This window comes from Micromonospora chalcea, assembly GCF_002926165.1.
Taxonomy (GTDB): Bacteria; Actinomycetota; Actinomycetes; order Mycobacteriales; family Micromonosporaceae; genus Micromonospora; species Micromonospora chalcea.
Genome location: NZ_MAGP01000143.1, coordinates 40,802 through 67,239 on the forward strand (window position 1 = coordinate 40,802; position 26,438 = coordinate 67,239).

A 26,438-nucleotide genomic window follows, 5' to 3' on the forward strand; every position below is an offset into this window, starting at 1 on the left:
TGTCGTGACTGGACAAGGTGGGTCTCCCCCCGTGTGTCAGAACCCGAGCTTCAGGTAGTCGCTCGCGTTCTCCTTGGTGATCGTCTCGGAGGCGAGCACGATCTCCTTCGGTACCTGGAGTTCGACCAGGTCGGACATGCCCTTGCCCTGGCCGATCAGGCGGGCCAGGGAGATGGCCGAGGAAGCCATCGACGGGCTGTAGGTGACTGTGGCCTTGAGGACCGTGTTGTCGGCGGCGATGTCCTCCATGGCCTTCTTGGAGCCGGCGCCGCCGACCATGATGAATTCCTTGCGGTTGGCCTGGTTGACCGCCGCGAGCACGCCGATGCCCTGGTCGTCGTCGTGGTTCCAGACCGCGTCGATCTTCGGCAGCGCCTGGAACAGGCCGGTGGCGGCCTGCTGACCGGAGTCGACCGTGAACTCCGCCGGACGCCGGTTGGCGACCTTGAACCCGTACGAGGCGAGCGTGTCGGCGAACCCCTTGGACCGTTCCTGGGTCAGCTCCAGCGACTCGATGCCGGGGATCTCGCCGATCACCGGGTTGCTCACGCCCTTGGTCTTGAGCTGCTCGGCGATGTACGTGGCGGCGGCCACCCCCATGCCGTAGTTGTCGCCCTTGATCTGGCACCGGTAGGCGCGCGCGTCCGGGAAGGCCCGGTCCAGGTTCACCACCGGGATGCCGGCCTTCATCGCCTCCAGGCCGAACGCGTTGAGCTCCTTGCCGTCGTGCGGCAGCAGCACGATCACGTCGGGCTTCTGCGAGATCAGCGTGGACAGCGCCGCCCGCTGGGCCGCCGCGTCCGCGCCGGCCTCCACCGACTTCAGCTCCACGTCCTGGTACGCCCCGGCCTGCGCCTTGGCGTTGTTCGTGATGGCGGCGATCCAGCCGTGGTCGGCGGCCGGGGCGGAGAAGCCGATGGTCACCTTCTTGCCCGGCTCGGTGTTGGCGCCGGAACCGGCCGCCTTGGTCTGTGCCTCGGTCGGGCTCTGCTCGTTGCTGGTGCAACCGGCGAGCAGCACCCCGGCGGAGACCGCGGCCCCGCCGAAGAGCAGCCGGCGGCGGGACAGGTCATGGCGCGGTGTTCTCATGACGCCTCCTGGGATGAGGTGGTGGGGTGGTTTCGGGTGTGGCGGGCCGGACCGCAGTCGGTACGACGGCAGCCGGGGTGTGCGCGGGTGGGGTCAGGTGGTGGTGGCCCGGTTGCGGGCGAGGAACTGGGTGAGGCTGCCGAACTGCACCTGCTGGACCAGGACGGCGGCGACGATGATGCCGCCCTTGACCATGTTCTGGGCCTCGGCGGAGAGGTTGTTGATGGCGAACAGGTTGGTGATCGTGGAGAAGATGATCACCCCGAGCAGGGAGCCGATGATCGTGCCCCGCCCGCCGCTGAGCAGCGTGCCGCCGATGATCGCGGCGGCGATCGCGTCCAGCTCGTAGAGGTTGGCCATCGCCGCCTGTGCGGAGGTGGCCTGCGCGGTCAGCATGACCGCGGCGATACCGCAGCACAGGCCGGACAGCGCGTAGAGGAGCACGGTGTGCCGGCGCACGTTGATGCCGGCGAGCCGGGCCGCCTCCGGGTTGCCGCCGACCGCCACCGTACGGCGGCCGAACGTGGTCCGGTTCAACAGCACCCAGCCGGCCGCCACCACCGCCACCAGGATGTAGACCAGCAGCGGGATGCCGAGCACGTTCGTGCTGGCGATGCCGTTGATGAACGTGTTGCCCGACACCTGGGTCTGCTTGTCGGAGATCTCCGCCGCCAGCCCTCGGGCGGCGACGAGCATCGCCAGCGTGGCGATGAACGGCACCAGCCGCCCGTACGACACGAGCAGCCCGTTCACCACGCCGACGGCGAGCCCGACGGTCAGCGCGGTGAAGATCATGCCGCCCGCGCCGTAGCTCTGCGTGGCGACAGTGGTGCACCAGACCCCGGCCAGCGCGACGATCGCGCCGACCGACAGGTCGATGCCGCCGCCGATGATCACGAAGGTCATGCCGACGGTGACCACGCCGACCACCGAGGCGAGCTTGAGAATGGTGAGCGTGTTGCCCCACACCCAGTTCGGATCGCCGTAGAGGTCGGGGCGGGTCAGGATGCCGATGACCACCAGCACGACGAGCGTGGCGAGCAGGCCGAGGTTGCGCTTGACGCCCTCCCCGCCGTCGCCGCGCCACCAGGAGAGCTTCGCCGGCGCGTCGACCTTGGCGGTCTCCGCCCGCTCCACCGGCGGCGACTGCGCGGGCAGGGCGGATTCTCTGACATCGCTCATGCCGGTGCGCCTTCCATGAGGGACCCCGCCATGACGAGGTCGAGCACGGTGTTCTCGTCCAGTTCGCCGGCCGGCGCCTCGCGGACCACCCGGCCCTCCCGCATCACCAGCACCCGGTCGGCCAGGCCCAGCACCTCGGGCACCTCGCTGGAGACCAGCAGCACCCCGACGCCCCGGGCGGCCAGATCGCGGATCACCTGGTACAGCTCGGCGCGGGCGCCAACGTCCACGCCCCGGGTCGGCTCGTCGAGCAGCAGCAGCCGGGTGTCACCGAGCAGCCACCGGCCGACCACCACCTTCTGCTGGTTGCCGCCGGACAGCGTGCGCACCGGCCGCCGAACGTCGCGGGGCCGCAGCTCCAGCGACTCGGCGATCCGGTCCGCCTCGGCGCGTTCCTGCCCGGCGTCGGTGAACCCGAGGCGGGCGTACCTGCCGAACGTGGCGAGCGTGACGTTGCGGTAGATCGGTTCACCCAGCAGCAGCGCCTGGCTCTTGCGCTCCTCCGGCGCCATGCCCATCCCGGCCCGTACCGCAGCGCCCACACTGCCGGGACGCAGCGTCCGGCCGTTCACCCGGACCGTCCCGGCGTGCGCCCGGCGCGCGCCGAAGATGGTCTCCAGCAGCTCCGACCGGCCCGAGCCGACCAGCCCGGCGATGCCGACGATCTCTCCCGCCCGGACCCGGAGCGAGACGTCGGCGAACTCGCCGGGCCGGGTCAGCCCGTCCACCCGCAGCAGCTCCGCGCCGCCCCCGTGGTCGGCCGGGCGCTGCGGGAAGACGTACTCGATGGTCCGGCCCGTCATCCGGGCGACCAGGTCGCGGGTCGGCGTCTCGCGGGCCGGCAGGCTCGCCGCCGTGGTCCGGCCGTCCTTGAGTACGGTGACCCGGTCGCCGATCTCGCGGATCTCCTCCAGCCGGTGCGAGATGTAGATGACAGCGATGCCCTGCGCGGTGAGTTCCCGGATGATCCGGAACAGGTTCGCCACCTCGTCGTGGGCCAGCACCGCGCTCGGCTCGTCCATGATGATCAGCCGGGCCTCGTGGGAGAGCGCCCGCGCCATGCTGACGATCTGCTTGCCGGCGGCGGGCAGGTGCCGCACCAGCCGCCCCGGCGGGATCTCCGGGTGGCCGAGCCGGGCCAGGATCTGCCGGGTACGCCGGGCCATGTGCCCCCGCCGGACGAAGCCGAACCGGCGCGGCTCGTGGCCGAGGAACGCGTTCTCCGCCACCGACAGGTCGTCGACCAGGTCGAGTTCCTGGTAGATGGTGGCGATGCCGGCGCGCATGGCGGCCTGCGGGTTGGCGAACGACGCCGGCTCGCCCCGCCACACGACCTCGCCGGAGTCCGGCCGGTGCACCCCGGCCAGCACCTTGATCAGCGTGGACTTGCCGGCGCCGTTCTGCCCCAGCAGGCAGTGCACCTCGCCGGCGCGTACCTCCAGTTGCACGCCGTCGAGCGCGCGTACCCCCGGGAACGTCTTGACGACGTCGGTGAGGCGCAGGACCACCTCGCCCGCGACGGCGTCCGCGGGCGCCTCGACCAGTGGTTTCCCGGTGTCGCTCATGCTGCTTCTCCGAACGCGAGGTCGCTGGCCAGCACGGCCGCGCCGGCGACGCCGGCGCGCGGGCCCAGTTCGGACAGGACGACCGGCAGGTTGCCGGTGGCCAGCGGCAGCGAACGGCGGTAGACCACGCTGCGGATCTCGGCGAGCAGGATGTGGCCGAGCTGGGCCAGTCCGCCGCCGATCACGATCATCGACGGGTTGGTGAAGCTGACCAGCCCGGCCAGCACGCTGCCGACCCGCCGGCCGCCGTCCCGGATGAGCTGGATGCAGGAGACGTCCCCCTCGATCGCCCCCTGCGCCACGTCCAGCGCGGTCACCACACCCCGGGCGGCGAACCGCTCGGCCAGCGCCGGGGAGACCTCGGTGCGGGCCGCGACAGTCGCCTCGCGGGCCAGCGCGGCGCCGCTGAACACCGCCTCCAGACAGCCGACGTTGCCGCAGGAACACATCGGACCGTTCGGGTCGACCTGGATGTGGCCGATGTCCCCGGCGCAGCCGTCGGTGCCCCGGTAGACCTCGCCGTGCAGGTAGATGCCACAGCCGATGCCGGTGCCGATCTTGATGAACAGGAAGTCGTCGACCGAGTGGGCCACGCCGCCGTGCCGCTCCCCGATCGCCATGATGTTGACGTCGTTGTCCACCACCGCCGGGCAGCCGTGCTCCCGGGTCAGCAGCTCGCGGACCGGGAACCGGTCCCACCCCGGCATGATCGGCGGGGAGACCGGGACGCCGTCACGGAAGCTCACCGGCCCCGGCACGCCGATGCCGACCGCGTCGAGCCGCTCGTACGCGCCGTCCACCTTGGCCTTGTGCAGCAGCTCGTTGACGCGCTGGAGCGTCACCTTCGGGCCGGAGCGGATGTCGGCGGTCTCGGTGTAGGCGGCCACCGGCTCCAGCCGGCCGTTGACCACCTCCACGTCGATCGAGCTGGCGCCCAGGTCGACGGCGGCGAACCGCAGGTGCGGGCTCAGCTCGACCAGGGTGGAGCGCCGCCCGCCCCGGGAGGCGGCCAGCCCGGCCTCGGCCACGTACCCGAGGGAGACGAGCCGTTCCAGCTCGGCGAGCAGGCGCGGGCGGGGCATCTGGAGGCGGTCGCCGAGTTCGGCGCGGGACACCGCGCCCTCGTCCCGGAGCAGCCGCAGGAGCCGTACGTGCAGGGGGTCGACCGTCCGCACCGGCAGTCACCTCCGCATCGGAAGTCCGTCACATCGACCATGGCGATGTGTGTTGTGTCCGACACAGTAGGAGCCTTCCGGGTCGCATGTCCATAGCTTCGGCACGCCTGATGCAAACTTTTGTCCATACGAACAAAAGAGGTGCCGGGCCAGAAAACGCGCCGCCCCGCCCGGGCGCATCCGGGCGGGGCGGCGAGGTGCGGTCAGTGGTGGGAGGAGGCGTTGCCCTTCTTGCGCAGCTTGCGGTCGTCGCGCAGCTCCACGTAGGGCTCCTCGTCGGCCGGGTGCCCGGCCGCGATGGCCCGGCTGCGCTCCAGCTCGGCGTCGAACTCCGCGCCGAGCAGGATGGCCACGTTGCTCAGCCAGAGCCAGACCAGGAAGATGATCACGCCGGCCACCGCGCCGTACGTCTTGTTGTACGAGCCGAAGTTGCTGACGTAGAGCGCGAAGAGGCCGGACACCACGAGCCAGAGCACCACCGCGAGCACGCCGCCGGGGCTGACCCAGCGGAAGCCGCCGTGCCGGGCGTTCGGCGAAGCCCAGTAGAGGATCGCGAACATCAGGCTCACCAGCACCAGCAACACCGGCCACTTGGCGATGTTCCACACCGTGACGGCGGTCGAGCCGAGCCCGATCGCGTTTCCGGCCTGCTCGGCCAGGCCGCCGGTGAACACCACGATCACAGCGCTGATCAGCAGCATCACGCCGATCACCGCGGTCACGCCGAGGCGCACCGGCAGCGTCTTCCAGATCGGCCGCCCCTCCGGCACGTCGTAGATGCTGTTCGAGGCGCGCATGAACGCGGCGATGTAGCCGGAGGCGGACCAGAAGGCCGCGACCAGACCGATGACGGCCGCGATGCTGGCCAGCCCGCCGGACTGGCCGGCCTGGTCGATCGCGCTCTCGATGATTTTGCGGATGTTCTCCTCCGGCACCGCCTGGCCGACGGTGTCCCGGATTCCCTCCGTGGCCCGGTCACCGAGCAGGCCGAGCAGCGAGATCAGCACCAGCACGCCGGGGAAGATGGAGAGCACGCCGTAGTAGGTGAGCGCGGCGGCCCAGTCGGTCAGGCTGTCGTCCTGGAACTCCCGGACGGTCCGCTTGAGCGTCGCCATCCAGCCCGTCGCGGTCAGGTCGGTCGGGCTGTCCGGACCGTCGTCCGGGCCCACCGGCTCCGTGCGGTCGCGCCCGTCACGGGCGGGAGCCTCGTCGGCGGCCATGGCACCTCCTCGTCGCTCGTCGTCAGGCACGACATGCCCTGACCGGGGCGGCGATAACCCCCGTCGGCAAAACCGGCCCGTCCGCCGCCGCCCTTCTCCCGCTCCCCCTTCCCTCCGCTCTGCACCCATCGGCGCACATGGTCACGCAGCGTGTCCGCCGCTCCGGTGGTTGCAGAGCAAGACCGGCGGGCACCCCACCCCCGTCGCACCCAGACGGGTGGGGCGCCGAGGATCGTGCTGAGCCGTCCTTCCCCTCGGACCACCACTCGCCACGCTCTCCTCGACCGTCACGAGGAGTGGAACGGCATGGGTGTCAAAGGGCGGCGGAGGCACCCATGGTGTTCCACTCCGCCGGGCCCGCCGGTCACCGGCGCGCGGCCGGTCCGGTTCTCGGACGGCGCCCGCGCCATTTCCCCGAAGTGGCGGTGTCGGCGCACGACCGATGCCGCCACCTCGGCGAAGTGGCGGCGGTCCCGCGGTTCCGGCCCACGAAACGTGTCCCCGGAGCGCTCCGGGGACACGCGGCAGCATCCGGAACCCGCCCGCCCGGGGGCCAGCCGCCCAGGCTCGGCAAGGACGACCGGTAATACACCCTGAGTGACGACGGCCGATCCCGCAGACCAGTTCTCCATCGTTGGAAAATCGCCTGGAAGTTCACTGGGAAGAGATTGCGGAAGCACCCTTCGTCCATCGGCGAAGCAGTCGCGAAACAGATTCAGAAATCTGTTTGACGAGTGAAAGATTCCCCATTCCGTCACTCATTGCAATCACGTTAAGCAATGTTCCCAACGCGCGCGCAATTCGCGTATCGTGCCCCCTCGTGCCGCCCGTTCGCCCCTCCGACGCGACTCCCCCGAAACCCCGGCCGCCGTCCGGCGGACGACCGGGGTCCGATGTGGACGCCGAGGTGGTGCCGCTCCCGCCGGACGAGGGCGTCGTCGCCGGTCCGGAGTGGTCCGACGACGGGCCGGGCGAGACGCACCACCACAGCCGGTCCGTGCCGCACCACACCGAGGACCACACTCCGGCCGAGACGCAGGACGCCCCGGATCAGGCCCAGCAGGACGCCCGGGAACTGGCCGCCCGGTTCGAGGAGGAGAAGCCGGGACGGGTCCTCGCCGGCGGAGTCGGCTTCCTGTTCACCGGCGTCACCGTCGCGGTCGGGCTGCTGACGCTCTGGCAGGTGTTCTTCCCGCTGGCCCAGGGCAGCAAGTACTACCTCATCTTCTTCCTCGCCGGCGTCCTGCCGATGGTGTTCCTCGCGTACCCCTCGGGGGTGCGGCTGCGACGCACCAAGGCCGACGCGGTCGACGTGGACGACCGGCGCGGACCCACGCCCGTGGACTGGCTGCTGGCGCTCGCGGCGCTCGTGGTCTGCCTCTACCCGGTGCTGCCGGTCGCCGTCGGTGCGGGCGGCGGCGGGTACGACGCCTTCCTGGACCGGCAGGGCCTGCTGGACCCGCTGGACGTGGCGTTCGGCACCGGGCTGCTGCTCCTGCTGCTGGAGGCGTGCCGGCGTACCACCGGGTGGATCCTGCCGGCGGTCTGCGTGCTGTTCCTCGGGTACGGCTACTACGGCGGGCTGCTGCCGCAGTCCTGGCCGGTGGCGCACGCGGGGCTCGACTTCGCGCAGCTGGTCGACGCGTTCTACAACTCCGACAGCGGCTTCTACGGCACGCCGCTGGACGTCGCCGCCTCGTACATCGTGCTGTTCACCATCTACGGCGCGGTGCTCGACCTGTCCGGCGCGGGCCGGTTCTTCGTGGAGCTGTCCGCCGCCGCGTTCCGCCGCTCCCGTACCGCCGCCGGGCGCACCGCCGTCGCGTCGGGTTTCCTGCTCGGCACGGTCTCCGGCTCCGGCGCCGCCACCACCGTCAGCATCGGCGCGGTGACCTGGCCGATCCTGCGCCGCGCCGGCTACCCGGCCGAGCGCGCGGGCGGCATGCTCGCCGCCGCCGGTGTCGGGGCGATCCTGTCCCCGCCCACGCTCGGCGCGGCGGCGTTCATCATCGCCGAGTACCTGGGCGTGTCCTACCTGCAGGTGCTCGGCTGGGCCACGGTGCCGACGATCCTCTACTACCTGGGCATCCTGTTCTCGGTCGAGATCGACGCGCGGCGTTCCGGGGTCCGTCCGGTGGTCATCGACAGCGGCTCGGCCTGGCGGTTGCTGGCCCGTTTCGGCTACCACTTCCTCTCGCTCCTCGTGATCATCGTGGTGCTGGCGCTCGGCGCGTCGGCGATGCGGGCGGTGGTCGTCGCCACCGTGATCGCGGCGGCGCTGTCCTTCCTGGACCAGCGGCACCGCCTCACGCCGGCCCGGCTGGTGGCGGCGCTGCGCGACGGCGTACGCGGGGTGCTCGCGGTGAGCGCCGTGTGCGCCGCGGCCGGCATCATCACCGCCACCACCACGAAGACCGGGCTCGGGCCGCAGGCCGCCTCGCTGCTGATCAGCGGCGCGCAGGCGGTCAGCTCGGAGCCCGCCGTGGTGCTGGCGCTGACCGCCCTGCGCGCCGCCGTCGCGCTCAGCCTGCTGGGCCTCGCCGTGCCGGTCACCGCGTCCTTCGTCATCGGCTGGGTGATCATCGGCCCGGCGCTGCTGAACCTGGGTGTCGAGGCGCCCGCCGCGGCCATGTTCGTCTTCTACTTCGCGGTGCTGTCCGAGGTCTCGCCGCCGACCGCGCTCGCCGCGGTCGCCGCCGCCGCGGTCACCGGCGGCCGCCTGGTGCCGACCATGTGGCAGACCCTGCGGTACGCGCTGCCGGCGTACCTGATCCCGCTGGCCTTCGTGATCACGCCGACCGGCCTCGGACTGCTCGGCATCGGCGGGCCCGGGCGGATCGTGACGGCCGGCCTGGTCTCCGCGCTCGGCGTGGCGGTGCTGGCGGTCGCGGCCGGCGGCTGGCTGCCGGGCGTGGGCCCGGCCGGCGCGCCGGAGCGGATCCTCGGCGCGATCGCCGGGCTGGTCCTGCTCTGGCTGGAACCGCTGCCCATGGCGATCGGCGCGGCGCTCGCCGCGCTCACGGTCGCGGGCGTGTACGTCCGACGTGGCGCCGCCGGGCACCCCGGCCGCCCGGCGGTCGAAGAATCCGTGGATCTTGGGGAGGAGAGAGAGTGGGACGGATCGACGCGAGGATAGTGGCGGGTGTCGGGGCGTTTGTCCTGGTCGCCGCCGGTGCCGCCGGCTGCGGGGGCCGTCAGGACGGCGCGGCGAAGGACGACGCCGCCCGCGAGGTCAGCTGCAAGGTCACCAAGGACACCCGGGTCGGTATCGCCACCGGCAACGCCACCGGCGTCTACTACGTGGTCGGCAACGCGCTCGCCGGTGAGCTGAGCAAGACCACCGACGGCAAGCTCACCGGGACGGCCGCCGAGACGGGCGCCTCGGTGCAGAACGTCGAACAGCTCGTCGCCGGCCAGTACGACGTGGCGTTCTCCCTGTTCGACACCGCTGTCAACGCGGTGCAGGGCAAGGGGAGCTTCACCGCGCCGCAGCCGGTCAAGGCGCTGGCCCGGATCTACGACAACTACACCCAGGTGGTCGTACGGGCCGACGCGGGCATCACGTCGGTGGCCGACATGAAGGGCAAGAAGATCTCCACCGGCTCACCGAAGTCCGGCACCGAGGTCATCGCCAACCGGCTGCTCACCGCCGCCGGGCTGGACCCGGCGAAGGACGTCCAGGCGCAGCGGCTGGACCTCACCAAGACCGTCGACGGCATGAAGGACGGCAGCATCGACGGCTTCTTCTGGTCCGGCGGCGTACCGACCGGCGGCGTCACCGACCTGTTCACCACGTCCGGCGACAAGGTGAAGTTCGTCGACATCACTCCGCTGCTGCCGAAGATGGCCGAGCTGAACCCGGCGTACCAGGCGGGCACCATCGGCAAGGACATCTACCGGACCCCGGCCGACGTGCCCACCATCGTGGTGCCGAACGTGCTGCTGGTGCGGGACAACCTCGACGCCGACGTGGCCTGCGCGATCACCCGGACGGTGTTCGAGTCCAAGGACGCCCTGGCCCAGGCGAACCCGGCGGCGAAGGGCATCGAGCTGGGCAACGCCCGCAAGACCGACCCGGTGCCGCTGCACCGCGGCGCGGAGCGGGCACTGAGCGACCTCGGCGCGAGCTGACCTGAACGGGCCGGGTCCGGACGCGCGTCCGGGCCCGGCCCGCCCGACCCGACCGGAGACCACCGTGCCGCTGCCCCACCCGGCTCGCGTACGCCGGCACCACCGCTCCGCGGACCGCACCGGACGCCTGCGCTCGGTCCGCGTCCAACTGCTGGCCCCGATCCTGGTCGCCACGGCCGGGCTGGTCGTGCTGGGGGCGGCGCAGACCGACGCCGCGCTGGACGCGTCCGCCGACGCCGACCGGGCGCGCGTGCTGGCCGGCACCGCCACCGCGACCGTACGTCTGGTGCACGAGCTGGAACGCGAACTGGGCGAGACGGCCGCGTTGCGCCAGCGCGGCGGTACGTCCGGCCGCCCACTCGTGGACGCGCAGCGCCGCCGGGTCGACACGGCCGTGGAGCGCTACCGCTCGGCGCAGGGTGACGCGCGCCGGGCCGCCCCGGACCTGGCGGGGGTGCTGGACGACGCGCGCGGGCGCTTGGAGCAACTCGCGCCGACCCGGGACCTGACGATGGCCGGTGAGCGCGGCGACCCGGCGTACGTGTCGCTCGTGGAGTCCCTGCTCGCGGTCGCGGACGCGCTGCCCAGTCAACTCCGGGACGCCGACCTGGCCAACCAGGCCCGTGAGGTGGCCTCGGTGGCCGCCCAGGAGCACCTGTCCGCGCTGGAGCGCGACCTGCTGCGGGCGGTGTTCGTCAGAGGCGGACTGGAACGCGGCGAGCTGGCCCGGCTGGGCCGGCTGCGGGGCGCCCGGGAGCAGCGGCAGGCCGAGTTCCTGCGGATCGCCTCCGCCCCGGCGAACGCTGCCTGGTACCGGCTGGTCGACGGCGCCGACGTGACCACGGCCCGGCGGATGCGCGACGCGATGCTCGACACCGACGGCGCGCCGGACGCGCTGAAGACCGACGGCGACGCCTGGTACGTGGCGCAGAGCGGCGCGATCCGCCGGTACAACCTGCTCGGCCGGGACCTGTCCGACGGGCTGGACCGGGACGCGGCCGACCTGGCCGCCGCGGCCCGGCTGCGCGCGGTGCTGACCGCCGGGGCGACGAGCACCGTCGCGCTCGGCTCGCTCGTCACCGCCGTACTGCTCGCGGTGCGCACCAGCCGCCGGTTGCGCCGGCTGCGGGTGGCCGCGCTGACCATGGCGAACCGGGAACTGCCGGAGCGGATCACCGCGATCGCGGCGGGCGAGCGGGCGCCGGCGGATGGTCCGGCGACCCGGATGACCGACGGGATCCGGCGCGGTCAGGACGAGGTGGCGCAGGTCGCCGAGGCGTTCGACACGGTGAACCGGGCCGCGCTGCGGCTCGCCGGGCAGCAGGCCGAGTTGCGGCTGGACGTGACCCGGATGGCGGAGGCGCTGGCCCGGCGCATCCGGACGCTGATCACCCGGCAGTTGCGGCTGCTCGACGACTTCGAGCGCGAGGAGACCGACCCGGACGCGCTGGCCCGGCTCTTCGCGCTGGACCACCTGGCCGCCCGGCTGCGGCGCAACGGGGAGAACCTGCTGGTCCTCGCCGGTGGCGAGCCGGGCCGGGGGCACGAGGGCGCGTTGCTGCTGGACGACGTGGCACGGGCGGCGGCCTCCGAGATCGAGGACTATCCGCGGGTGGAGATCGACGTGCCGACCGCGGCGGTGCACGGCGCTGCGGCCGGCAACCTGGTGCATCTGCTGGCCGAGTTGCTGGAGAACGCCACCGTCTACTCGCCGCCGGAGGCCCGGGTGCTGGTGGACGGCCGGCGCACCGTCGACGGGCTGGTGCTGCGCGTGCACGACCAGGGCATCGGCATCAGCGAGAGCCGGCTGGCCGAGATCAACGAACGGCTCGCCGCGCCGGCCACCCTGTCCAGCGCCGCCGCCGGCAGCATGGGCCTGCACGTGGTGGCCCACCTGGCCGCCCGGCACGGGATCCGGGTGCAGTTGCACAACCCTGGCACCGGCACGGTGGCGCAGGTGGACGTACCGGAGTCGGTGCTGACCCGGGTCGAGTCGGTGGCGTCCCGGCCGCCGGCCGAGCGGCGCCCGCACGGGCGCGGCGCGCCGTGGTTCAAGAACGCGCCCGTCCTGCGGCCGCAGGGCGGTTCCCGCGACCTGGTCACCAGCGCCCCGACGGCCGGCGGGCCGGCGCGCGGCGTGGCCACGGTCCGGGCGCCGGGTGGCGCGCTGCTGGCGCCGAGCGCGGCGTGGATCCGGCCGGTGAGCGTGCCACCGGCGCCGGTGTCGACCACCGCCGCCGGGCTGCCCCGGCGGCCGGTGGGCGGGCATCTGCCGGGACCGATGCCCGCCGCCACCGCGCCGCCGCCCGCGACCGACCTGCTCGACCCCGAAGTGGTACGCGCCCGGCTGTCCGCCCTCGCCGAGGGGGTGGCCAGCGCGACGCGCCGTGCCCCGAACACCACACCACCCAACGGGAGAAGACCATGAATCCACCCGCTTCCACCGGGCTCGACTGGCTGCTGGCGAACTTCGCCGAGCAGGTGCCGGACGTCTCGCACGCGCTCGCGGTCTCCGAGGACGGACTGCGGCTGGCGTCCTCGCCGGATCTCTCCCCGGACCAGGTCGACCAGCTCTCGGCGGTGATCAGCGGCTTGGCGAGCCTTACCGTGGGCGCGGCCCGGCTGATGTCCGCCGGCCGGGTACGCCAGCAGATCGTCGACATGGACGGCGGTGTGATGCTGGTGATGGCGGTCGGGGAACGGGCGCTGCTCGGCGTGCTGGCCGCGCCCGGCTGCGACCTGGGCCAGATCGGTTACGAGACGGCGACGCTGGTGCAGCGGGTGGCGGAGGCGCTGGAACCGGCGGTCCGCCGGTGAGCGGCCGCCCGGCGCGGCTGGTGGCGGCGCTGCTGGCGACGGTGCTGGCGACGGTGCTGGTGGCCGGTTGCGGCGCCGAGGACACCACTGGGCAGGCGTGGCACGGCGGGCGGATCTTCCTGGCCACCGGCAACACCACAGGCGTCTACTACCAGCTCGGCGGCGGGTACGCCGATCTGATCACCCGGCACGTGCCCGGGTACGAGGCGCGCGCGGAGCCGACCGGCGCGTCGGTGGAGAACATCACCCGGGTGGCCGGCGGCGACATGGAGATCGCGTTCAGCCTGGCCGACACGGCGGCGGACGCGGTCGACGGCCGCGGGGCGTTCGACAAGCAACCGCAGCCGGTACGTGCGCTGGCCCGCGTCTACAGCAACTACACGCACGTGATCGTCCGCAGCGACGGCAAGATCAACAGCTTCGCCGACCTGCGCGGCAAGCGCGTCTCGACCGGTTCGCCGAAGTCCGGGACCGACATCATCGCCGGGCGTCTGCTCACCGCCGGCGGCATCGACCCGAACACCGGCATCCAGCGGCTCAACCTGTCGTTGCCGGAGACGGTCAAGCGGATGCGGGCGAACACGCTGGACGCCATGTTCTTCTCCGGCGGCCTGCCCACGCCCGGTGTGAAGGACCTGCTCTCCTCCGCGCCCGGGAAGTTCCGGCTGCTGCCGCTGAACGACCTGATCGAGCCGTTGAGCGCCCGGTTCGGCGGCGTCTACACCACCGCCACGCTGCCGAAGGAGGTCTACGGCACGGCCGAGCCGACGCCCACCATCACGGTGGCGAACGTGATCCTGGTGGCGGCGGACATGCCGGAGCAACTCGCGTACGACCTGACCCGGGTGCTCTTCACCTGGCAGGGCGATCTGATCCAGGTGCATCCGGAGGCGGCGAACTTCAACCGGGCCAGCGCGGCCGCGACCGGCCCGATCCCGCTGCACCCGGGCGCGGCCCGGTTCTACCGCGACGGCGGCTGAGCGCGGCGCGGCCCCGCTACGGCGTCCAGTCGCGCCGCAGCAGACCGTAGAGCGCCATGTCGGCGAAGCCGTCGCCGTCGTACTCGCGGTCGCGCTGGGTGCCCTCGTGGACGAAGCCGCACCGCTCGGCGGTACGCCGCATGGCCGTGTTGCCGGCCAGCGTCTCGATCTCCAGGCGCCGCAGGTTGCGGTTGCGGAAGCCGTACCGGCAGAGCAGCCGGATCACCTCGGTGCCGTAGCCCTGGCCGCGCGCCTCGGGGAGCAGCGTGATGCCGAGGTGGGCGAGCCCGTCGAAGGTGTTGATCCCCCACAGCACGCCGGTGCCGAGGAACGTGCCGTCGGCGACGGTCTCGGCCAGCAGTGACACCGGAGCGCCGGCTTCCGGCTGTTCGGCGGCGCGCTTCTCCAGCCGGGCCCGGACCTGCCCGACATGGTGCGGCAGGAACGGCTCGTCGTCGGTGATCAGGTGCAGCTCCGGGTCGCTGTGCAGGCGGAACAGGTCCGGCGCGTCGTCGGGGGTGGGAGGGCGCAGACGGACGCGCTCGGTGGCGAACATGCCGCGACGCTAGCGGCGACGGAGCGGGTCGGCAATCGGATTTGGCCACCCTACCGACCGGTCGGTAGGGTGGCTGGCATGACCCCGCTCGTCCTCGCCTCCGCCCTGACCAAGACCTACGGGACACGCGACGCCCTGCGCGCGCTCGACCTCGCCGTCGCGCCGGGCAGCCGGTTCGTCGTGCTCGGCCACAACGGCGCCGGCAAGTCCACGCTGCTGGAGATCATCGCCACCCTGCGCACCCCGACCTCGGGCTCGGTGCGCGTCGGCGGCTTCGACACCGTGACGCAGGCGCGGGACGCGCGTCGCCTGATCGGCCTGGCGCCGCAGTCGAACGCGCTGGACCCCCTCGCCACCCCGGCGGAGGTGCTCGACTTCCACGGCGTGGCGCTCGGGCTCGGCCGCCGGCAGCGGGCCCGCCGCACGCGGGAACTCGTCGACCTGTTCGGGCTGGGCGAGCACCGCTCGTCCCGGGTGGCCAAGCTCTCCGGCGGCACCCGCCGCAAGCTGGACCTGGCGGTGGCGCTCGTCGCCGAGCCCGCAGTGGTGATCCTGGACGAGCCGACCACCGGCCTGGACCCGCTCGCACGCATCGACTTCTGGACCGAGCTGACCCGCCTCAACCACAGCGGCACCTCGCTGCTCATCTCGACCCAGGACCTGCACGAGGCCGACGTGCTGGCCACGGAGATCGCCGTGCTACGGGACGGCCGGGTGGTCGCCCAGGGCCCACCGGCGTCGCTCAAGGGGCGCGTCGGCGCCCGAACGCTCACGCTCGACCTGTCCGACGCCGCCGCCGCGACCGCGCTCGTCGCCGCGTCCGAAGCCGGGTTCCGCGCCGACCCCGACCACCTGGACCGGGTACGCCTCAGCGTCCCCGACGACCCCCGCGCGCTGACCGCTGCCCTGCACGAAGCCGGCGCGATCGCCGCCGACATCACCCGGCTCCATCTCGCCGAGCCCTCCCTCGACGACGTCTTCGTCGCCCTCGCCGCCCGCTGAGGCGCGCCCCCACCGCACCCCGAAAGGCCCGACACCGTGCTCCCGCTCGCGCTCACCCCGCCCCGCCGCTCTTCGGCCCCGGTCGTCCTCGCGGCGATCAGACGCTCGACCCGGGCCGTGCTCCGTACCCCGGCGCTGCTCGTGGCCCCGGTCGCCCAGTCCCTGTTCTTCCTGCTCGTCTACGCCGGGCAGCTCGACGCCGTGGGCAGCACCTATCTGGGCGGGACGAGCTTCATCGCGTTCCTGCTGCCGCTGATCCTGCTCACCGGCGTCGGCACCGGCGCGGGCGCGGCCGGCACGCTCGTGCTGGGCGACATCACCAGCGGATACCTGGACCGCCTCCGGCTCGCCCACGGGACCACGACGCCGTTCCTCGTCGGCCCGGTCGTCGCCGCGCTGCTCGCTGTCGTACTCCAGATGGTGGTGACCGTCGCCGGGGCCGTCGCGATCGGCTACCGGCCGGCGAGCTGGTCCGGCGTCGCCGGAATGCTCCTGCTGATGCTCGCGCTCGGACTCGGCGTCGCGCTGCTGAGCACGGCGCTCGCCATCCGGTCGGGCTCGGCGTCCACCACCAACCTGGTCACGCTCGTCGTGTTCGGCCTGTCGTTCTTCACCGGCGTGTTCGCGCCGGTCGACGAACTCGCCGGCTGGATGCGGGTGATCGCCACGGTCAACCCGCTCACCTATATCGTCGACACCGCCCGGCAGCTCGGCGGCGGCACGCCGCTCGCCGCGGCCCCGATCGGCGTCGCGGCGCTCGCCGCCCTCACCGTCGCCGGAACCGCCGCCTGCGCCCTCGCCCTCCACCACGCCAGGAAGAACCGATGAGCGACACCCGCACCCAGATCATGGACGCCTTCGCCGAACAGCTCGCCGCGACCGGCTACCAGGGCATCTCCCTGGTCGGCGTCGGCCGCAGCGTCGGCATCCAGAAGCCGTCCATCTACCACCACTTCCCGGGCGGCAAGGAGGACCTCTACATCGCGGTGGCGGAGCGGTACATCCGGGACGTCGGCGGCAGGATCTCGGCGGCGCTGGCCGGCCCCGGCGACGTGCCGCACCGGCTGCACGCGCTCGCCACCGTCGCCGCCGGTCAGCACGGCGACGCGATCACGTTCGAGCAGCGCATCTACGACACGCTGCCGCTCGTCTCCGCCGAGACCAGCGAGCACGTCTCGGGCCTCTACGTCGCCCTGATGCTGGCCCCGGTCACCCGGTTCTTCGCCGACGCCCGTGCCGAGGGCGCGGTCACCGGCGAACCGGAGTTCCTGATGAACGCGTTCCTGCACCTGGCCCGCGCGACCGACCTCACCGACGAGAACGGCCCCGCCCGGGTCGTCGCGCTCTTCCTCGACGGCGCCCGCCCACGTGCCTAAACTAAGCCAAGGAGGGCGCGCCATGTCGGCTGAGGCTGTGCACTACAACATGCATGATGCCAAGACCCACCTGTCGCGCATCATCGAGCGGGTGGAACGCGGCGAAGAGATCATCATCGACCGGGCGGGCACCCCCGTGGCGAAGGTCGTACCGCTGGTGCGCCGGACCGACCGCACGGCGATCGGCTCCCTCGCGGGGCAGGTGGACCTCTCGGGTGACTGGGATTCGCCACAGACCAACGCCGAGATCGCCGCCGACTTCGGGATCGGCGCATGACCCTGCTGCTGGACACCCACGTCGCGCTCTGGGCCATCACCGGCGACGCCACCATCCCGCTCTACGAGGTCGACGTCCTCAAGGTGTAGACCTCAGACGTCGGCGGGGGTGGTGGCGGCCCGCGCCGCTGCGACCAGCCGGGCGGTCTCGGCGGCCACGTCCTCGTCGTCGGTGGGCGTCCCCGGGTCGTAGCGGACCGTCCAGGTCAGCCCGTCGACGCCGGGCACCCGCCGGGCCGCGATCCGCCCGGAGCCGCCGGGCATCTCGTGGTGCGAGGTGTACGCCACCGAGCCGGTGACCCGGTCCCGGACCTGGTGCGGCAGGTCACCCGGGTCGACGAGCAGGTACGTCTCGGGGAGGCCGTCCGCCACCACCAGGTAGCCGTCGCGCTCGGCGACCGGCTCGGCCGGGGTGACAGTCAGCTCGCGGCCGGACCAGACCGCCTTGAGGATGTCGTGCCAGCCGAGGCGCTCCACCCGGCCGGGCAGCCAGAGGCCACGGTTGCTGGCGACCAGCACGCCGTCGTTGCCGCCCTCGCCGGTGCCGGCGGCGGCCCAGGCGAGCACCCGCTCGTCGGCGGCCAGCGGCGGCCGGTCGGCGGACGGCAGTTTCGGCCGGCGGTTGAACAGTCCCATCACAATCCTCCGGCGGCCTGCTCGCGCAGTGCCCGTGCGTGCTGTTCCAGCGACAGCAGTTCCCCGAACAGGGCGAAGTACTCGTCCTTGTTGCTCACCGGGTTGACCCGCTGGATCTTCGACTTGAGGTCACGGATGCGGCCGGTGACCGAACTCCACTGGAGCCGGGCCATGGTGATCGAGACGTACCTCGGGTCCGGCTCGCCGTCGATGCGCAGCGGCTCCACCGCCAGCTCGCCGATGAGCGCCTGCCCGGCCAGGTCGTCGCAGGCGTCGCGGACCCGTTCGATCCAGACCGCGCCGCCGGTGGCAGTGGACGCTCCGCCGGCCGCCGCCACGGCGGCGCGTACCGCGACGTGCACCGGGTGCTGGTAGTCGGTCACCTCGACCGCGTCGAACATCGGACCGGCCAGCACCGGCTCCTGCAACGCCAGCTTGAGCGCCTCCCGCTCCACCATGGAACGCGGACTGTCCACAGCGGGCGTGGCCCGGCCGGGGCGGGCCGGGGCGGCGGGCGCGGCGCCGCCGGCCTGCGGCCCGTGTGCCGCGTTGAGCACCGCGCGCTGCACCGGCTCGATCTCCATGCCGAGGTCGCCGGCGAGCTTGCGCACGTACTCCGGGCGCTTCTCCCGGTCCTTGATCTTCGCCACGAGCGGCGCGGCGCGACGCATGGCCTCGACCCGGCCGTCGACGGTGTCCAGGTCGAACCGGCTGATCACGTGCCGGAGCGCGAAGTCGACCAGCGGCTCGCGGCGGGCCACCAGGTCACGCACGGCCAGGTCGCCCTTTGCCAGGCGCAGCTCGCACGGGTCCATGTTGTCGGGGCTGACCGCGATGAAGGTACGCCCGACGAAGCGCTGGTCGTCCTCGAACGCGCGCAACGCGGCCTTCTGCCCGGCGGCGTCGCCGTCGAAGGTGAAGATGATCTCGCCGGCCCGTTCGTCGCTGTCGAACAGCACCCGGCGCAGCACCGAGATGTGGTCGCCGCCGAACGCCGTGCCGCAGGTCGCCACCGCCGTCGGCACGTCGGCGAGGTGGCAGGCCATCACGTCGGTGTAGCCCTCGACCACCACCACCTTGCCCTGCTTGGCGATCTCCCGCTTGGCCTGGTCGATGCCGTAGAGCACGTGCGACTTCTTGTAGATCGGCGTCTCGGGGGTGTTCAGGTATTTCGGGCCGTCGTCGTCGTCGAACAGCTTGCGGGCGCCGAAGCCGATCACGTCACCGGTGATGTCCCGGATCGGCCACATCAGGCGGCGGCGGAACCTGTCGATCAGCGAACCGGAGCGGGCCGGACGGGACAGCCCGGCGGTGACCAGCTCGTCGTGGGTGAAGCCCTGCTGACGCAGGTGCTTGGTGAGCAGGTCCCACCCGTCGGGGGCGAAGCCGCAGCCGTACCGCTCGGCGGCGGACCGGTCGAAGCCGCGCCCGGCGAGGAACTCGCGGGCCGGGCGCGCGCCGGCGGTGGTGAGCTGGGCCCGGTAGAAGTCGACGGCGGCGGCGTGCGCGGCCACCAGGCGCTGCCGCTGCCCCTGCTGCGGGCGGGGACGCGGCGCGGACCTGTCGTCCTCGACGTAGCGCAACTGGATGCCGGCGCGGAAGGCCAGCCGCTCGACGGACTCGACGAAGCTGAGGTGCTCGGCGTCCATCAGGAACTTGATCGCGTCGCCGCCGACCCCGCAGCCGAAGCAGTAGAACACGTTGCGGGCGGGCGAGACGTTGAACGACGGGCTCTTCTCGTCGTGGAACGGGCAGAGCCCCTTGAGGTTGCCGCCACCGGCCGACTTGAGCGTCACCACCTCGGAGATGACGTCCGCGATGGCGGTGCGCTCGCGGACCAGCGCGATGTCCTCGTCCCGGATCCGCCCCGCCATGACCGCCACCCCCTCGGCGTACATCCTGCCCTGCCGGACCGACGATCCGGCGGCCGGGGGGACGGGCGTGTGGCCGACCACGCCCGTCCCCGCCGGCTCAGGCCGAGCGGGCCGCCGCGGGGTCGCCGATACGCGGGAACGGCTCGATGGAGAAGACCACCTCGACCGGCACCTCGAAGTACGCGGCGATGCGCAGCGCCAGGTGCAGGCTGGGCCGGAACTCGCCGCGCTCCAGGTAACCGACGGTCTGGTAGTGCACACCGAGCGCGTCGGCCAGTTGCCGCCGGGAGATGCCCCGTTCGGCGCGCAGCACCGCGATCCGGTTGTGCACGGTCTCGCTCATCGACGCCCTCTCATCCGACCCGCTGCATGGCCCGCTCCCGCCGGGCCGCGACCCGCGAGCCGGACTCCCGGCGGGCCATCCGGCGCAGCACCACCGGGGCCAGCACGAGCCCGAGCACCGCCCAGGCGCCGAGCACGCCGACCGTCTCCAGGTGCCGCCAGGAGCCGCCGAGTTCGACTGCTGCCAGGTCGCCGGGGAGCAGCGCCGAGCGCATGCCCAAGCCTAGCCAGTAGAGCGGGAACACCTGGGCGACGCCCTGCAGCCAGCCGGGCAGGCCGTTGATCGGATAGAAGATGCCGGACAGCGCGATCAGGCCGAAGATCGGCATCACCACCAGGCCCATGTTGCGCGGGTTCTCGATCAGCGAGCCGATCACCGCGCCCAGCGGCAGCGTCGCCACCAGCCCGAGCGGCACCACCCAGGCCAGCGTGAGCCAGGCGCCCGGGTCGCCGAGCCGCAGCCCGTCCAGGAAGAACAGCCCGGGCGTGAGCTGGATGACCACGCCGATCAGCGCGACCGCCGAGACCAGCACGATCTTGCCGACCAGGTAGCCGAGCATGCCGTCCGGGATGGCCTTGGCGCGCAGCAGCGTGCCGTCCTCCCGGTCGATGACGAGCTGGTTGGCCAGCCCGAGCAGGCCGCCGAAGAGCAGGCCCATCCCGAGCGCGCTGGGCAGCGTACGGGCGCCGAGCGAGAAGTCGGTGCCCGGCACCGTCGAGCCGCGCATCCAGAACACGGCGATCAGCAGCACCACGGTGGGGAAGAAGTAGGTCCAGAGATCCTGGCCGTTTGTGAACGTCGCGCGCAGCTCGATCACGCCGCGCCGCAGCCCGGCCCGTAGCGCGTTCGTGGTCGGGTTCATCGGTCCGCCTCCTGCTGCCACACCCGCTCGGCCCGGCCGGTACGGATGCCGGTCTCCTCCTCGTGCACCAGCGCCAGGTACGCGTCCTCCAGGCTGGCCCGGCGCACCTCCAGCTCGCCTATCCGGTCGCCGTGCTCGCGGAGCAGGTCGCGCAGGAACGCGGTGGCGTCGGGGGTGGCGTGCACGTACCGCTCGCCGTCGCGGGTCCAGCGCACCTCGGCGTCCCCCGCGACGCGCCGGGCGAGCTGGTCGGGCGACCCCTCGGCGATGATCCGGCCGCCGGCCAGGATGAGGATGCGGTCGGCCAGCTTCTCCGCCTCGGCCAGGTCGTGCGTGGTCAGCACGATCGTGGTCTCGTCCAGGTCGGCCAGGCGGTGCACCAGCTCGTGGAACTCGCGCCGGGCGGCCGGGTCGAAGCCGACAGTGGGCTCGTCCAGGAACAGCAGCTCCGGGCGGCCGACGATGCCGACCGCCACGTCCAGCCGGCGGCGCTGACCGCCGGAGAGCCGCGACACCCGGCTGCCGGCGTGCGCGGTCAGGCCCACCGTCTCCAGCAGCTCGTCGACCGGCCACGGGCGCGGGATCCGGTCGGTGCCGTACGGCGCGTAGAAGTCGCCGAGGTGCGCGAGCAACTCCCGCACCCGCCACTTGCCGTGGTCGCGCCAGGACTGGAGCACCACGCCCAGCCGCGCGCGCCACCGCTCGTCGCCGCGGGCCGGGTCGCTGCCGAGCACGCGCACCGTGCCGGCCGAGGGCAGCCGGAAGCCTTCGAGGATCTCGATGGTGGTGGTCTTGCCGGCGCCGTTGGGCCCGAGCAGCGCCACCACCTCGCCCCGCCGGGCGGTCAGGTCGACGCCGTGCAGCACGTCGACGGCGCCGTAGCGCATACGCAGATCCCGCACGTCGAGGACGAGATCCTCGTCGGGCGGTCGGGGGGACGCGACGGCCCCAGGAAGTTCGACCGCAGTCATGCCTCGAAATGTAGCACCTATGCTACAAACCGAGGTACCCCCACTCAGCGGCGCCGACTGTGGAACCAGCGGGTGACGGGGGCCGGCTCCTCCTCCTCGTACGACCGGGCCGCGTTCACCGCGGCGGCCAGGCCGGAGCGGCGGGGCCGGGGCCCGGCGCGCAGCACCGGATCGGCTGCCATCTCCCGGAGCACCGCGACGGCCAGGCCCAGCATCACCACGACGAACGGCAGCGCGACCAGGATGGTCGCCTGCTGCAGCGCGGCCAGCCCGCCGGCCAGCAGCAACGCCGCCGCGACAGCGCCGATCAGCACACCCCAGAGCACCACCACCCCGCGGTGCGGCCGCAGCGCGCCGCGCGAGCTGAGCGAGCCGAGCACCAGCGACGCCGAGTCCGCGCTGGTGACGAAGTAGAGCGCGATCAGCACCATGGCGAGCACGCTCGTCAGCGTGGCCAGCGGCAGCGCGTCGAGCAGCCCGAACAGCGCCTGCTCGGACCCGGCTTCCACGTCGGCCACCAGGTCCCGGGTGCCGGTGGTCTGCGTACGCAGGGCGGTCCCGCCCATCACCGCGAACCAGACGGTGCTCGCGCCGCTGGGTATCAGCAGCACCCCGATCAGGAACTGGCGGACCGTACGGCCGCGTGAGATGCGGGCGATGAACGTGCCCACGAACGGCGCCCAGGAGATCCACCACGCCCAGTAGAAGATGGTCCACGAGCCCAGCCAGGCCGGATCGGAGAACGCCCCGGTACGCGTCGACATGCGCACCAGGCCGCTCAGGTAGTCACCGACCGAGGCCGGCAACACCTCCAGCGTGTAGACGGTCGGACCGACCACGAACACGAACAGCATCAGTACGACGGCGATCAGCACGTTCGTGGTGGACAGCCACTTGACGCCCCGGTGCAGTCCGGAGAAGGCGGAGACGACGAACGCGAGCGTGAGCGCGCCGATGATCGTCAACTCGACGGCCCGGCCGTCCGGCACACCGGCCACCAGGTCGAGGCCGGCCGCCACCTGGAGCGCGCCCAGCCCGAGACTGGTCGCGGAGCCGAACACGGTGGCGAAGACGGCGAGCAGGTCGATCGCGCGGCCGAGCGGGCCGTCGGTCCGGTCGCCGAGCAGCGGCGTGAACGCGGACGAGATGCGGTTGCCCCGCCCTTTGCGGAACGTCGAGTACGCCAGGGCCAGCGCCGCGATCGCGTAGATGCCCCACGGATGCAGCGTCCAGTGGAAGAGCGTGTACTGCATGGCGGTCGCGGCGGCGGCCCCGGTCTGCGGCGCGACGCCGGAGGCGGGAGGCGGCGTCGCGTAGTGCTGGATCGGTTCGGCGACGGCGAAGAACACCAGGCCGATTCCCATGCCGGCGCTGAACATCATGGCGACCCAGGCCAGCGTGTCGAACTCCGGCTCGTCGTCGTCGGCGCCCAGCCGGATCCGGCCGAACCGGGAGGCGGCCACGACGACCGCCAGCACCAGGAAGGCGTCCGCCGCGAGCACGAAGAACCAGCCGAACGTGCTCACGGTCCAACTCAGCCCGGCCGCGCCGAACGTCGCCAGGGAACCACGCGCGAACACGCCCCAGGCCACCACGGCCAGCACCCCGGCCACGCCGACCCCGAGCACCACCCGGTCGGCCGGCTGCGTCCCGGCCCGCTCCCCCACGTCTTCCCCCATGACCCCATCCTGGGCAGCGCAGCCGCCCGGGTAGGACGAAACGCCCACTCCGCCTCCGTCGATCATGGAGTTGTGGCGCCCAGGATGCCCGCTTCACACCGGTATCAGAGGCGCCACAACTCCAAGATCGCCGTCGGGAGCGAGGGCGGCGGGCGGCGAGGGCGGTCAGGAGGGGACGGTGGTGGCCTCCTCGGCCTCCACCGCGGCGTTCCAGGCCGGCTTGGCGGAGCGCCAGCCCTCGTCGTCCAGGCCCTGCCGCCAGTAGCCGGAGATGGACAGGTCGCCCCGGGGCACGCCGCGCTCGACCCGCAGCAGCCGCCGCAGCTCCTTCACCGCGCCGGCCTCGCCGTGCACGAACGCGTGCACCCGGCCGGGCGGGAACTCCAGCGCCCGTACCGCCTCGACCAGCGGCTCGCCGTACGGGCGGCCGTCGCGGTGCAGCCAGCACACCTCGACAGCGCCCGCACTGGTCAGGGGCAGCTCGTCGGCCGGGCCGCCGACCTCGACGTACACCTTCGCGGGCGCGCCCGCCGACAGCCGCTCCAGGGCGGCGGCGATGGCCGGCAGCGCGCTGTCGTCGCCCGCCAGCAGGTGCCAGTCGGCGGCCGGGTCCGGCGCGTACGCGCCGCCCGGCCCGGTGAACAACACCCGGTCGCCGGGACGCAGCGCCGCCGCCCACGGCCCGGCCAGCCCCTCGTCGCCGTGGTGCACCACGTCCACCGTCATCTCACCCGCCGCGGCGTCCCAGGCCCGCACCGTGTACGCGCGCAGACGCGGCCACTGCTCCGCCGGGAACTCCCGCTTGATCGTCGCCAGGTCGACCGGGTACGGGTAGGTCACCCCGGCCGGCGGGAAGACGAACTTCACGTAGTGGTCGGTGTACGCGCCCACCGGCAGCCCGGCCAGCTCGGGACCGCCCAGGACCAGGCGGATCAGGTGCGGGGTGGGCCGCGTGGTCCGGACGACCGTGGCGGCGGTGAGCTTCTTCGGGCGGTCCGTCATGCCACTTAGGCTAACCTAAGCTCGCCGGGGTGATCCGGTCAGCTCGGCGACACCAGGCGGGCGTGCCAGGCCAGCGCGGCCGGATCGGTGAGCGAGGCGACCTGGTCGATCACCACGAGCAGCCGTCCGGCGTCGTCCGCCGCCTCCCGCCACAACGGCGCGAACACCGGGTCGAGCGCGTCCGGCGCCCGGTCCAGCAGCGCCGTCACCAGCCCGGCCAGGACGTCGCGCTGCCGCGCGTACCGGCCCTCGGCACCGGGGCGGCGCATCACGTACCGCAGCGCGATGCCCTTGAGCAGCGCGCACTGCGCCCGGGTCCGGCGCGGCACCTCCAGGTCGGCGGCGTAGCGGCGGTGCGGGCCGGGACCGTGGCGCTGCTGCGTGGCGGCCACCACGCGGGAGACGAACCGGCCGGTGAGCACGCTCGTGGTGGCCTTCAGCGCGGCGAGCGCACGGTGGCTGCCGTCGTACGCGGCCAGCGGGGCCAGCACCGGGTCGGCGAGCAGGTCGGCGAGCACCTCGCCCAGGTCCTCCGGCGCCTCACCCGAGTACGTGGCGGACACGTCGGCGCAGAGCGCCCGCCGTTCGTCCGCGTCGGCCAGCAGCGGGCGCAGGTCGACGTATCCGCCGTGGATGCCGTCCTCGACGTCGTGCACCGAGTACGCCACGTCGTCGGCCCAGTCCATCACCTGGGCCTCCAGGCAGCGCCGGGTGCCGGGCGGCGCGCCCTCGCGCAGCCAGTCGAAGACCGGGCGGTCATCGGCGTACACGCCGAACTTGCGCTCACCGGGGCGGCGCGGCCACGGGTACTTGCTCACCGCGTCCAGCGCGGCCCGGGTCAGGTTCAGCCCGGCCGAACGCCCGTCCGCTGTGAGCACCTTGGCCTCCAGCCGGGTGAGCACCCGCAGCGTCTGCGCGTTGCCCTCGAACCCGCCGCAGGCGGCGGCCAGCTCGTCCAGCGCGTACTCGCCGTTGTGCCCGAACGGCGGGTGGCCCAGGTCGTGGGCCAGCCCGGCGGTGTCCACCACGTCCGGGTCGCAGCCGAGGCGGGCGCCCATCTCGCGGGCGATCTGCGCGACCTCCAGCGAGTGGGTCAGGCGGGTACGCAGGAAGTCGTCGGTGCCGGCGGTGTGCACCTGCGTCTTCGCGGCGAGCCGCCGGAACGCCGCCGAGTGCAGCACCCGGGCACGGTCCCGCTCGAACGGCGACCGGCCGTACCCGGTGTCCTTCGGCGCCTCGTCGACCAGCCGCGCCGCGTCGTCAGCCCCGGTCACCGTTGCCGCGTTGGCGCAACACGCAGAACTCGTTGCCCTCCGGGTCGGCGAGCACCGTCCACTCCACGTCTCCCTGGCCGATGTCGACGTGCCGCGCGCCCATGTCGACAAGGCGCTCGACCTCGGCCTCCATGTCGGCCGGGCGCAGGTCGATGTGCAGCCGGTTCTTTCCGTCCTTCGGCCCGGCGACCGGGACGAAGACGAGACCGGGCAGCGTGTCGGGGGTGCGGCGGATCTCCACCTCGTCCGGCTTGTCGGTGATCACCTGATAACCGAGCGCCTCCGCCCACCAGCTGGCGAGCCGGGACGGGTCCCGGGCGTCGACTACCAGGTTCTCCCAGACGGCGGTCATGTGGACACCCCTCCTGATCGACACGCGGCGGAAGCTCAGGTTACGCCGAGGAGGCCGGAAAGGCGCGCCAGGCGGT

Annotated in this window: 24 protein-coding genes; 9 read left to right on the top strand and 15 right to left on the bottom strand. The window is 72.9% G+C overall.

Going from position 1 to position 26,438, the window contains the following annotated elements; all coding sequences use genetic code 11:
• Positions 1-36: 36 nt before the first annotated feature.
• The 5 genes from BAW75_RS24210 to BAW75_RS24230 all read right to left on the bottom strand — a co-directional run bounded on the left by BAW75_RS24210 (position 37) and on the right by BAW75_RS24230 (position 6,231).
• Positions 37-1,089 (bottom strand): substrate-binding domain-containing protein, encoded by a 1,053-nt coding sequence (locus tag BAW75_RS24210; RefSeq protein WP_043329088.1) that lies wholly within the window; start codon positions 1,087-1,089, stop codon positions 37-39.
• A 93-nt stretch (positions 1,090-1,182) separates the two neighbouring features.
• On the bottom strand, positions 1,183-2,271 hold the full coding sequence (locus tag BAW75_RS24215) for an ABC transporter permease (RefSeq protein WP_064448163.1): 1,089 nt from the start codon (positions 2,269-2,271) through the stop codon (positions 1,183-1,185).
• Positions 2,268-3,836, bottom strand: coding sequence for a sugar ABC transporter ATP-binding protein (locus tag BAW75_RS24220; protein ID WP_104115032.1), 1,569 nt, complete (start codon positions 3,834-3,836; stop codon positions 2,268-2,270). Before BAW75_RS24220 ends, BAW75_RS24215 begins: the two co-directional genes overlap by 4 nt.
• Positions 3,833-5,011 carry an ROK family protein gene (locus tag BAW75_RS24225; protein WP_043329082.1) on the bottom strand — a complete coding sequence of 393 codons (1,179 nt, stop codon included), beginning with the start codon at positions 5,009-5,011 and terminating at the stop codon, positions 3,833-3,835. The genes BAW75_RS24220 and BAW75_RS24225 overlap by 4 nt, the downstream gene beginning before the upstream one ends.
• Before the next feature lie 203 nt (positions 5,012-5,214).
• Positions 5,215-6,231, bottom strand: coding sequence for a YihY/virulence factor BrkB family protein (locus BAW75_RS24230; protein WP_104115033.1), 1,017 nt, complete (start codon positions 6,229-6,231; stop codon positions 5,215-5,217).
• 907 nt (positions 6,232-7,138) lie between these two features.
• On the opposite strand from BAW75_RS24230, the gene BAW75_RS24235 reads away from it, so the two are divergent.
• From BAW75_RS24235 to BAW75_RS24255, 5 genes are all read left to right on the top strand, one after another.
• Entirely contained in the window at positions 7,139-9,367 is a 2,229-nt protein-coding gene (locus BAW75_RS24235; protein ID WP_244206250.1) for a TRAP transporter permease, read from the top strand.
• The gene (locus BAW75_RS24240; protein WP_104115035.1) at positions 9,343-10,362 is read left to right on the top strand and encodes a TAXI family TRAP transporter solute-binding subunit; all 1,020 of its coding nucleotides are present in this window, start codon (positions 9,343-9,345) and stop codon (positions 10,360-10,362) included. Before BAW75_RS24235 ends, BAW75_RS24240 begins: the two co-directional genes overlap by 25 nt.
• A gap of 64 nt (positions 10,363-10,426) precedes the next feature.
• A complete protein-coding gene (locus tag BAW75_RS24245) occupies positions 10,427-12,790 on the top strand; it encodes a sensor histidine kinase (RefSeq protein WP_104115036.1) in 2,364 nt (787 codons plus the stop codon).
• Positions 12,787-13,179, top strand: a complete 393-nt coding sequence (locus BAW75_RS24250) for a roadblock/LC7 domain-containing protein (RefSeq protein ID WP_030503989.1) — start codon at positions 12,787-12,789, stop codon at positions 13,177-13,179. Before BAW75_RS24245 ends, BAW75_RS24250 begins: the two co-directional genes overlap by 4 nt.
• A complete protein-coding gene (locus BAW75_RS24255; protein ID WP_104115037.1) occupies positions 13,176-14,159 on the top strand; it encodes a TAXI family TRAP transporter solute-binding subunit in 984 nt (327 codons plus the stop codon). Before BAW75_RS24250 ends, BAW75_RS24255 begins: the two co-directional genes overlap by 4 nt.
• 16 nt (positions 14,160-14,175) lie before the next feature.
• Here the strand turns inward: BAW75_RS24255 and BAW75_RS24260 are convergent, their stop codons facing one another.
• A complete protein-coding gene (locus tag BAW75_RS24260) occupies positions 14,176-14,715 on the bottom strand; it encodes a GNAT family N-acetyltransferase (RefSeq protein ID WP_104115038.1) in 540 nt (179 codons plus the stop codon).
• A 78-nt stretch (positions 14,716-14,793) separates the two neighbouring features.
• On the opposite strand from BAW75_RS24260, the gene BAW75_RS24265 reads away from it, so the two are divergent.
• Genes BAW75_RS24265 through BAW75_RS24280 form a run of 4 tightly spaced genes read left to right on the top strand, consistent with a single transcriptional unit; the run spans position 14,794 to position 17,370 of the window.
• Positions 14,794-15,717 carry an ABC transporter ATP-binding protein gene (locus BAW75_RS24265; RefSeq protein WP_104115039.1) on the top strand — a complete coding sequence of 308 codons (924 nt, stop codon included), beginning with the start codon at positions 14,794-14,796 and terminating at the stop codon, positions 15,715-15,717.
• A gap of 36 nt (positions 15,718-15,753) precedes the next feature.
• Positions 15,754-16,545, top strand: a complete 792-nt coding sequence (locus BAW75_RS24270; RefSeq protein WP_104115040.1) for an ABC transporter permease — start codon at positions 15,754-15,756, stop codon at positions 16,543-16,545.
• Positions 16,542-17,093: a TetR/AcrR family transcriptional regulator gene (locus tag BAW75_RS24275; protein WP_104115041.1), complete on the top strand. Its 552-nt coding sequence runs from the start codon at positions 16,542-16,544 to the stop codon at positions 17,091-17,093. Before BAW75_RS24270 ends, BAW75_RS24275 begins: the two co-directional genes overlap by 4 nt.
• Positions 17,094-17,115: 22 nt before the next feature.
• Positions 17,116-17,370 carry a type II toxin-antitoxin system Phd/YefM family antitoxin gene (locus BAW75_RS24280; protein WP_043329066.1) on the top strand — a complete coding sequence of 85 codons (255 nt, stop codon included), beginning with the start codon at positions 17,116-17,118 and terminating at the stop codon, positions 17,368-17,370.
• Positions 17,371-17,462: 92 nt separating this feature from the next.
• Here the strand turns inward: BAW75_RS24280 and BAW75_RS24290 are convergent, their stop codons facing one another.
• From BAW75_RS24290 to BAW75_RS24330, 9 genes are all read right to left on the bottom strand, one after another.
• Complete coding sequence (locus tag BAW75_RS24290) at positions 17,463-18,005, bottom strand: hypothetical protein (RefSeq protein ID WP_043329065.1); 543 nt, start codon at positions 18,003-18,005, stop codon at positions 17,463-17,465.
• Positions 18,005-19,903, bottom strand: coding sequence for a DNA primase (gene dnaG / locus BAW75_RS24295; protein WP_104115042.1), 1,899 nt, complete (start codon positions 19,901-19,903; stop codon positions 18,005-18,007). The genes BAW75_RS24290 and dnaG overlap by 1 nt, the downstream gene beginning before the upstream one ends.
• 73 nt (positions 19,904-19,976) lie before the next feature.
• The gene (locus BAW75_RS24300) at positions 19,977-20,222 is read right to left on the bottom strand and encodes a helix-turn-helix transcriptional regulator (RefSeq protein WP_013287928.1); all 246 of its coding nucleotides are present in this window, start codon (positions 20,220-20,222) and stop codon (positions 19,977-19,979) included.
• A gap of 10 nt (positions 20,223-20,232) precedes the next feature.
• On the bottom strand, positions 20,233-21,084 hold the full coding sequence (locus BAW75_RS24305) for an ABC transporter permease (protein ID WP_043329061.1): 852 nt from the start codon (positions 21,082-21,084) through the stop codon (positions 20,233-20,235).
• Positions 21,081-22,055 (bottom strand): ABC transporter ATP-binding protein, encoded by a 975-nt coding sequence (locus BAW75_RS24310; RefSeq protein ID WP_104115043.1) that lies wholly within the window; start codon positions 22,053-22,055, stop codon positions 21,081-21,083. Before BAW75_RS24310 ends, BAW75_RS24305 begins: the two co-directional genes overlap by 4 nt.
• Before the next feature lie 44 nt (positions 22,056-22,099).
• Complete coding sequence (locus tag BAW75_RS24315; RefSeq protein ID WP_104115044.1) at positions 22,100-23,734, bottom strand: BCCT family transporter; 1,635 nt, start codon at positions 23,732-23,734, stop codon at positions 22,100-22,102.
• Between the two features lie 165 nt (positions 23,735-23,899).
• A complete protein-coding gene (locus BAW75_RS24320; RefSeq protein WP_104115045.1) occupies positions 23,900-24,736 on the bottom strand; it encodes a siderophore-interacting protein in 837 nt (278 codons plus the stop codon).
• A 38-nt stretch (positions 24,737-24,774) separates the two neighbouring features.
• The gene (locus tag BAW75_RS24325) at positions 24,775-26,010 is read right to left on the bottom strand and encodes a deoxyguanosinetriphosphate triphosphohydrolase (RefSeq protein WP_104115046.1); all 1,236 of its coding nucleotides are present in this window, start codon (positions 26,008-26,010) and stop codon (positions 24,775-24,777) included.
• Positions 25,997-26,362: a VOC family protein gene (locus BAW75_RS24330; RefSeq protein ID WP_104115047.1), complete on the bottom strand. Its 366-nt coding sequence runs from the start codon at positions 26,360-26,362 to the stop codon at positions 25,997-25,999. Before BAW75_RS24330 ends, BAW75_RS24325 begins: the two co-directional genes overlap by 14 nt.
• Positions 26,363-26,438: the final 76 nt, after the last annotated feature.

Bases quoted from the DNA above. Each gene is read 5' to 3' on its own strand.
- BAW75_RS24210 (WP_043329088.1), bottom strand. From the start codon at position 1,089: ATGAGAACACCGCGCCATGACCTGTCCCGCCGCCGGCTGCTCTTCGGC.
- BAW75_RS24215 (WP_064448163.1), bottom strand. From the start codon at position 2,271: ATGAGCGATGTCAGAGAATCCGCCCTGCCCGCGCAGTCGCCGCCGGTG.
- BAW75_RS24220 (WP_104115032.1), bottom strand. From the start codon at position 3,836: ATGAGCGACACCGGGAAACCACTGGTCGAGGCGCCCGCGGACGCCGTC.
- BAW75_RS24230 (WP_104115033.1), bottom strand. From the start codon at position 6,231: ATGGCCGCCGACGAGGCTCCCGCCCGTGACGGGCGCGACCGCACGGAG.
- BAW75_RS24250 (WP_030503989.1), top strand. From the start codon at position 12,787: ATGAATCCACCCGCTTCCACCGGGCTCGACTGGCTGCTGGCGAACTTC.
- BAW75_RS24260 (WP_104115038.1), bottom strand. From the start codon at position 14,715: ATGTTCGCCACCGAGCGCGTCCGTCTGCGCCCTCCCACCCCCGACGAC.
- BAW75_RS24265 (WP_104115039.1), top strand. From the start codon at position 14,794: ATGACCCCGCTCGTCCTCGCCTCCGCCCTGACCAAGACCTACGGGACA.
- BAW75_RS24275 (WP_104115041.1), top strand. From the start codon at position 16,542: ATGAGCGACACCCGCACCCAGATCATGGACGCCTTCGCCGAACAGCTC.
- BAW75_RS24280 (WP_043329066.1), top strand. From the start codon at position 17,116: ATGTCGGCTGAGGCTGTGCACTACAACATGCATGATGCCAAGACCCAC.
- BAW75_RS24290 (WP_043329065.1), bottom strand. From the start codon at position 18,005: ATGGGACTGTTCAACCGCCGGCCGAAACTGCCGTCCGCCGACCGGCCG.
- dnaG (WP_104115042.1), bottom strand. From the start codon at position 19,903: ATGTACGCCGAGGGGGTGGCGGTCATGGCGGGGCGGATCCGGGACGAG.
- BAW75_RS24300 (WP_013287928.1), bottom strand. From the start codon at position 20,222: ATGAGCGAGACCGTGCACAACCGGATCGCGGTGCTGCGCGCCGAACGG.
- BAW75_RS24305 (WP_043329061.1), bottom strand. From the start codon at position 21,084: ATGAACCCGACCACGAACGCGCTACGGGCCGGGCTGCGGCGCGGCGTG.
- BAW75_RS24310 (WP_104115043.1), bottom strand. From the start codon at position 22,055: ATGACTGCGGTCGAACTTCCTGGGGCCGTCGCGTCCCCCCGACCGCCC.
- BAW75_RS24315 (WP_104115044.1), bottom strand. From the start codon at position 23,734: ATGGGGGAAGACGTGGGGGAGCGGGCCGGGACGCAGCCGGCCGACCGG.
- BAW75_RS24320 (WP_104115045.1), bottom strand. From the start codon at position 24,736: ATGACGGACCGCCCGAAGAAGCTCACCGCCGCCACGGTCGTCCGGACC.
- BAW75_RS24330 (WP_104115047.1), bottom strand. From the start codon at position 26,362: ATGACCGCCGTCTGGGAGAACCTGGTAGTCGACGCCCGGGACCCGTCC.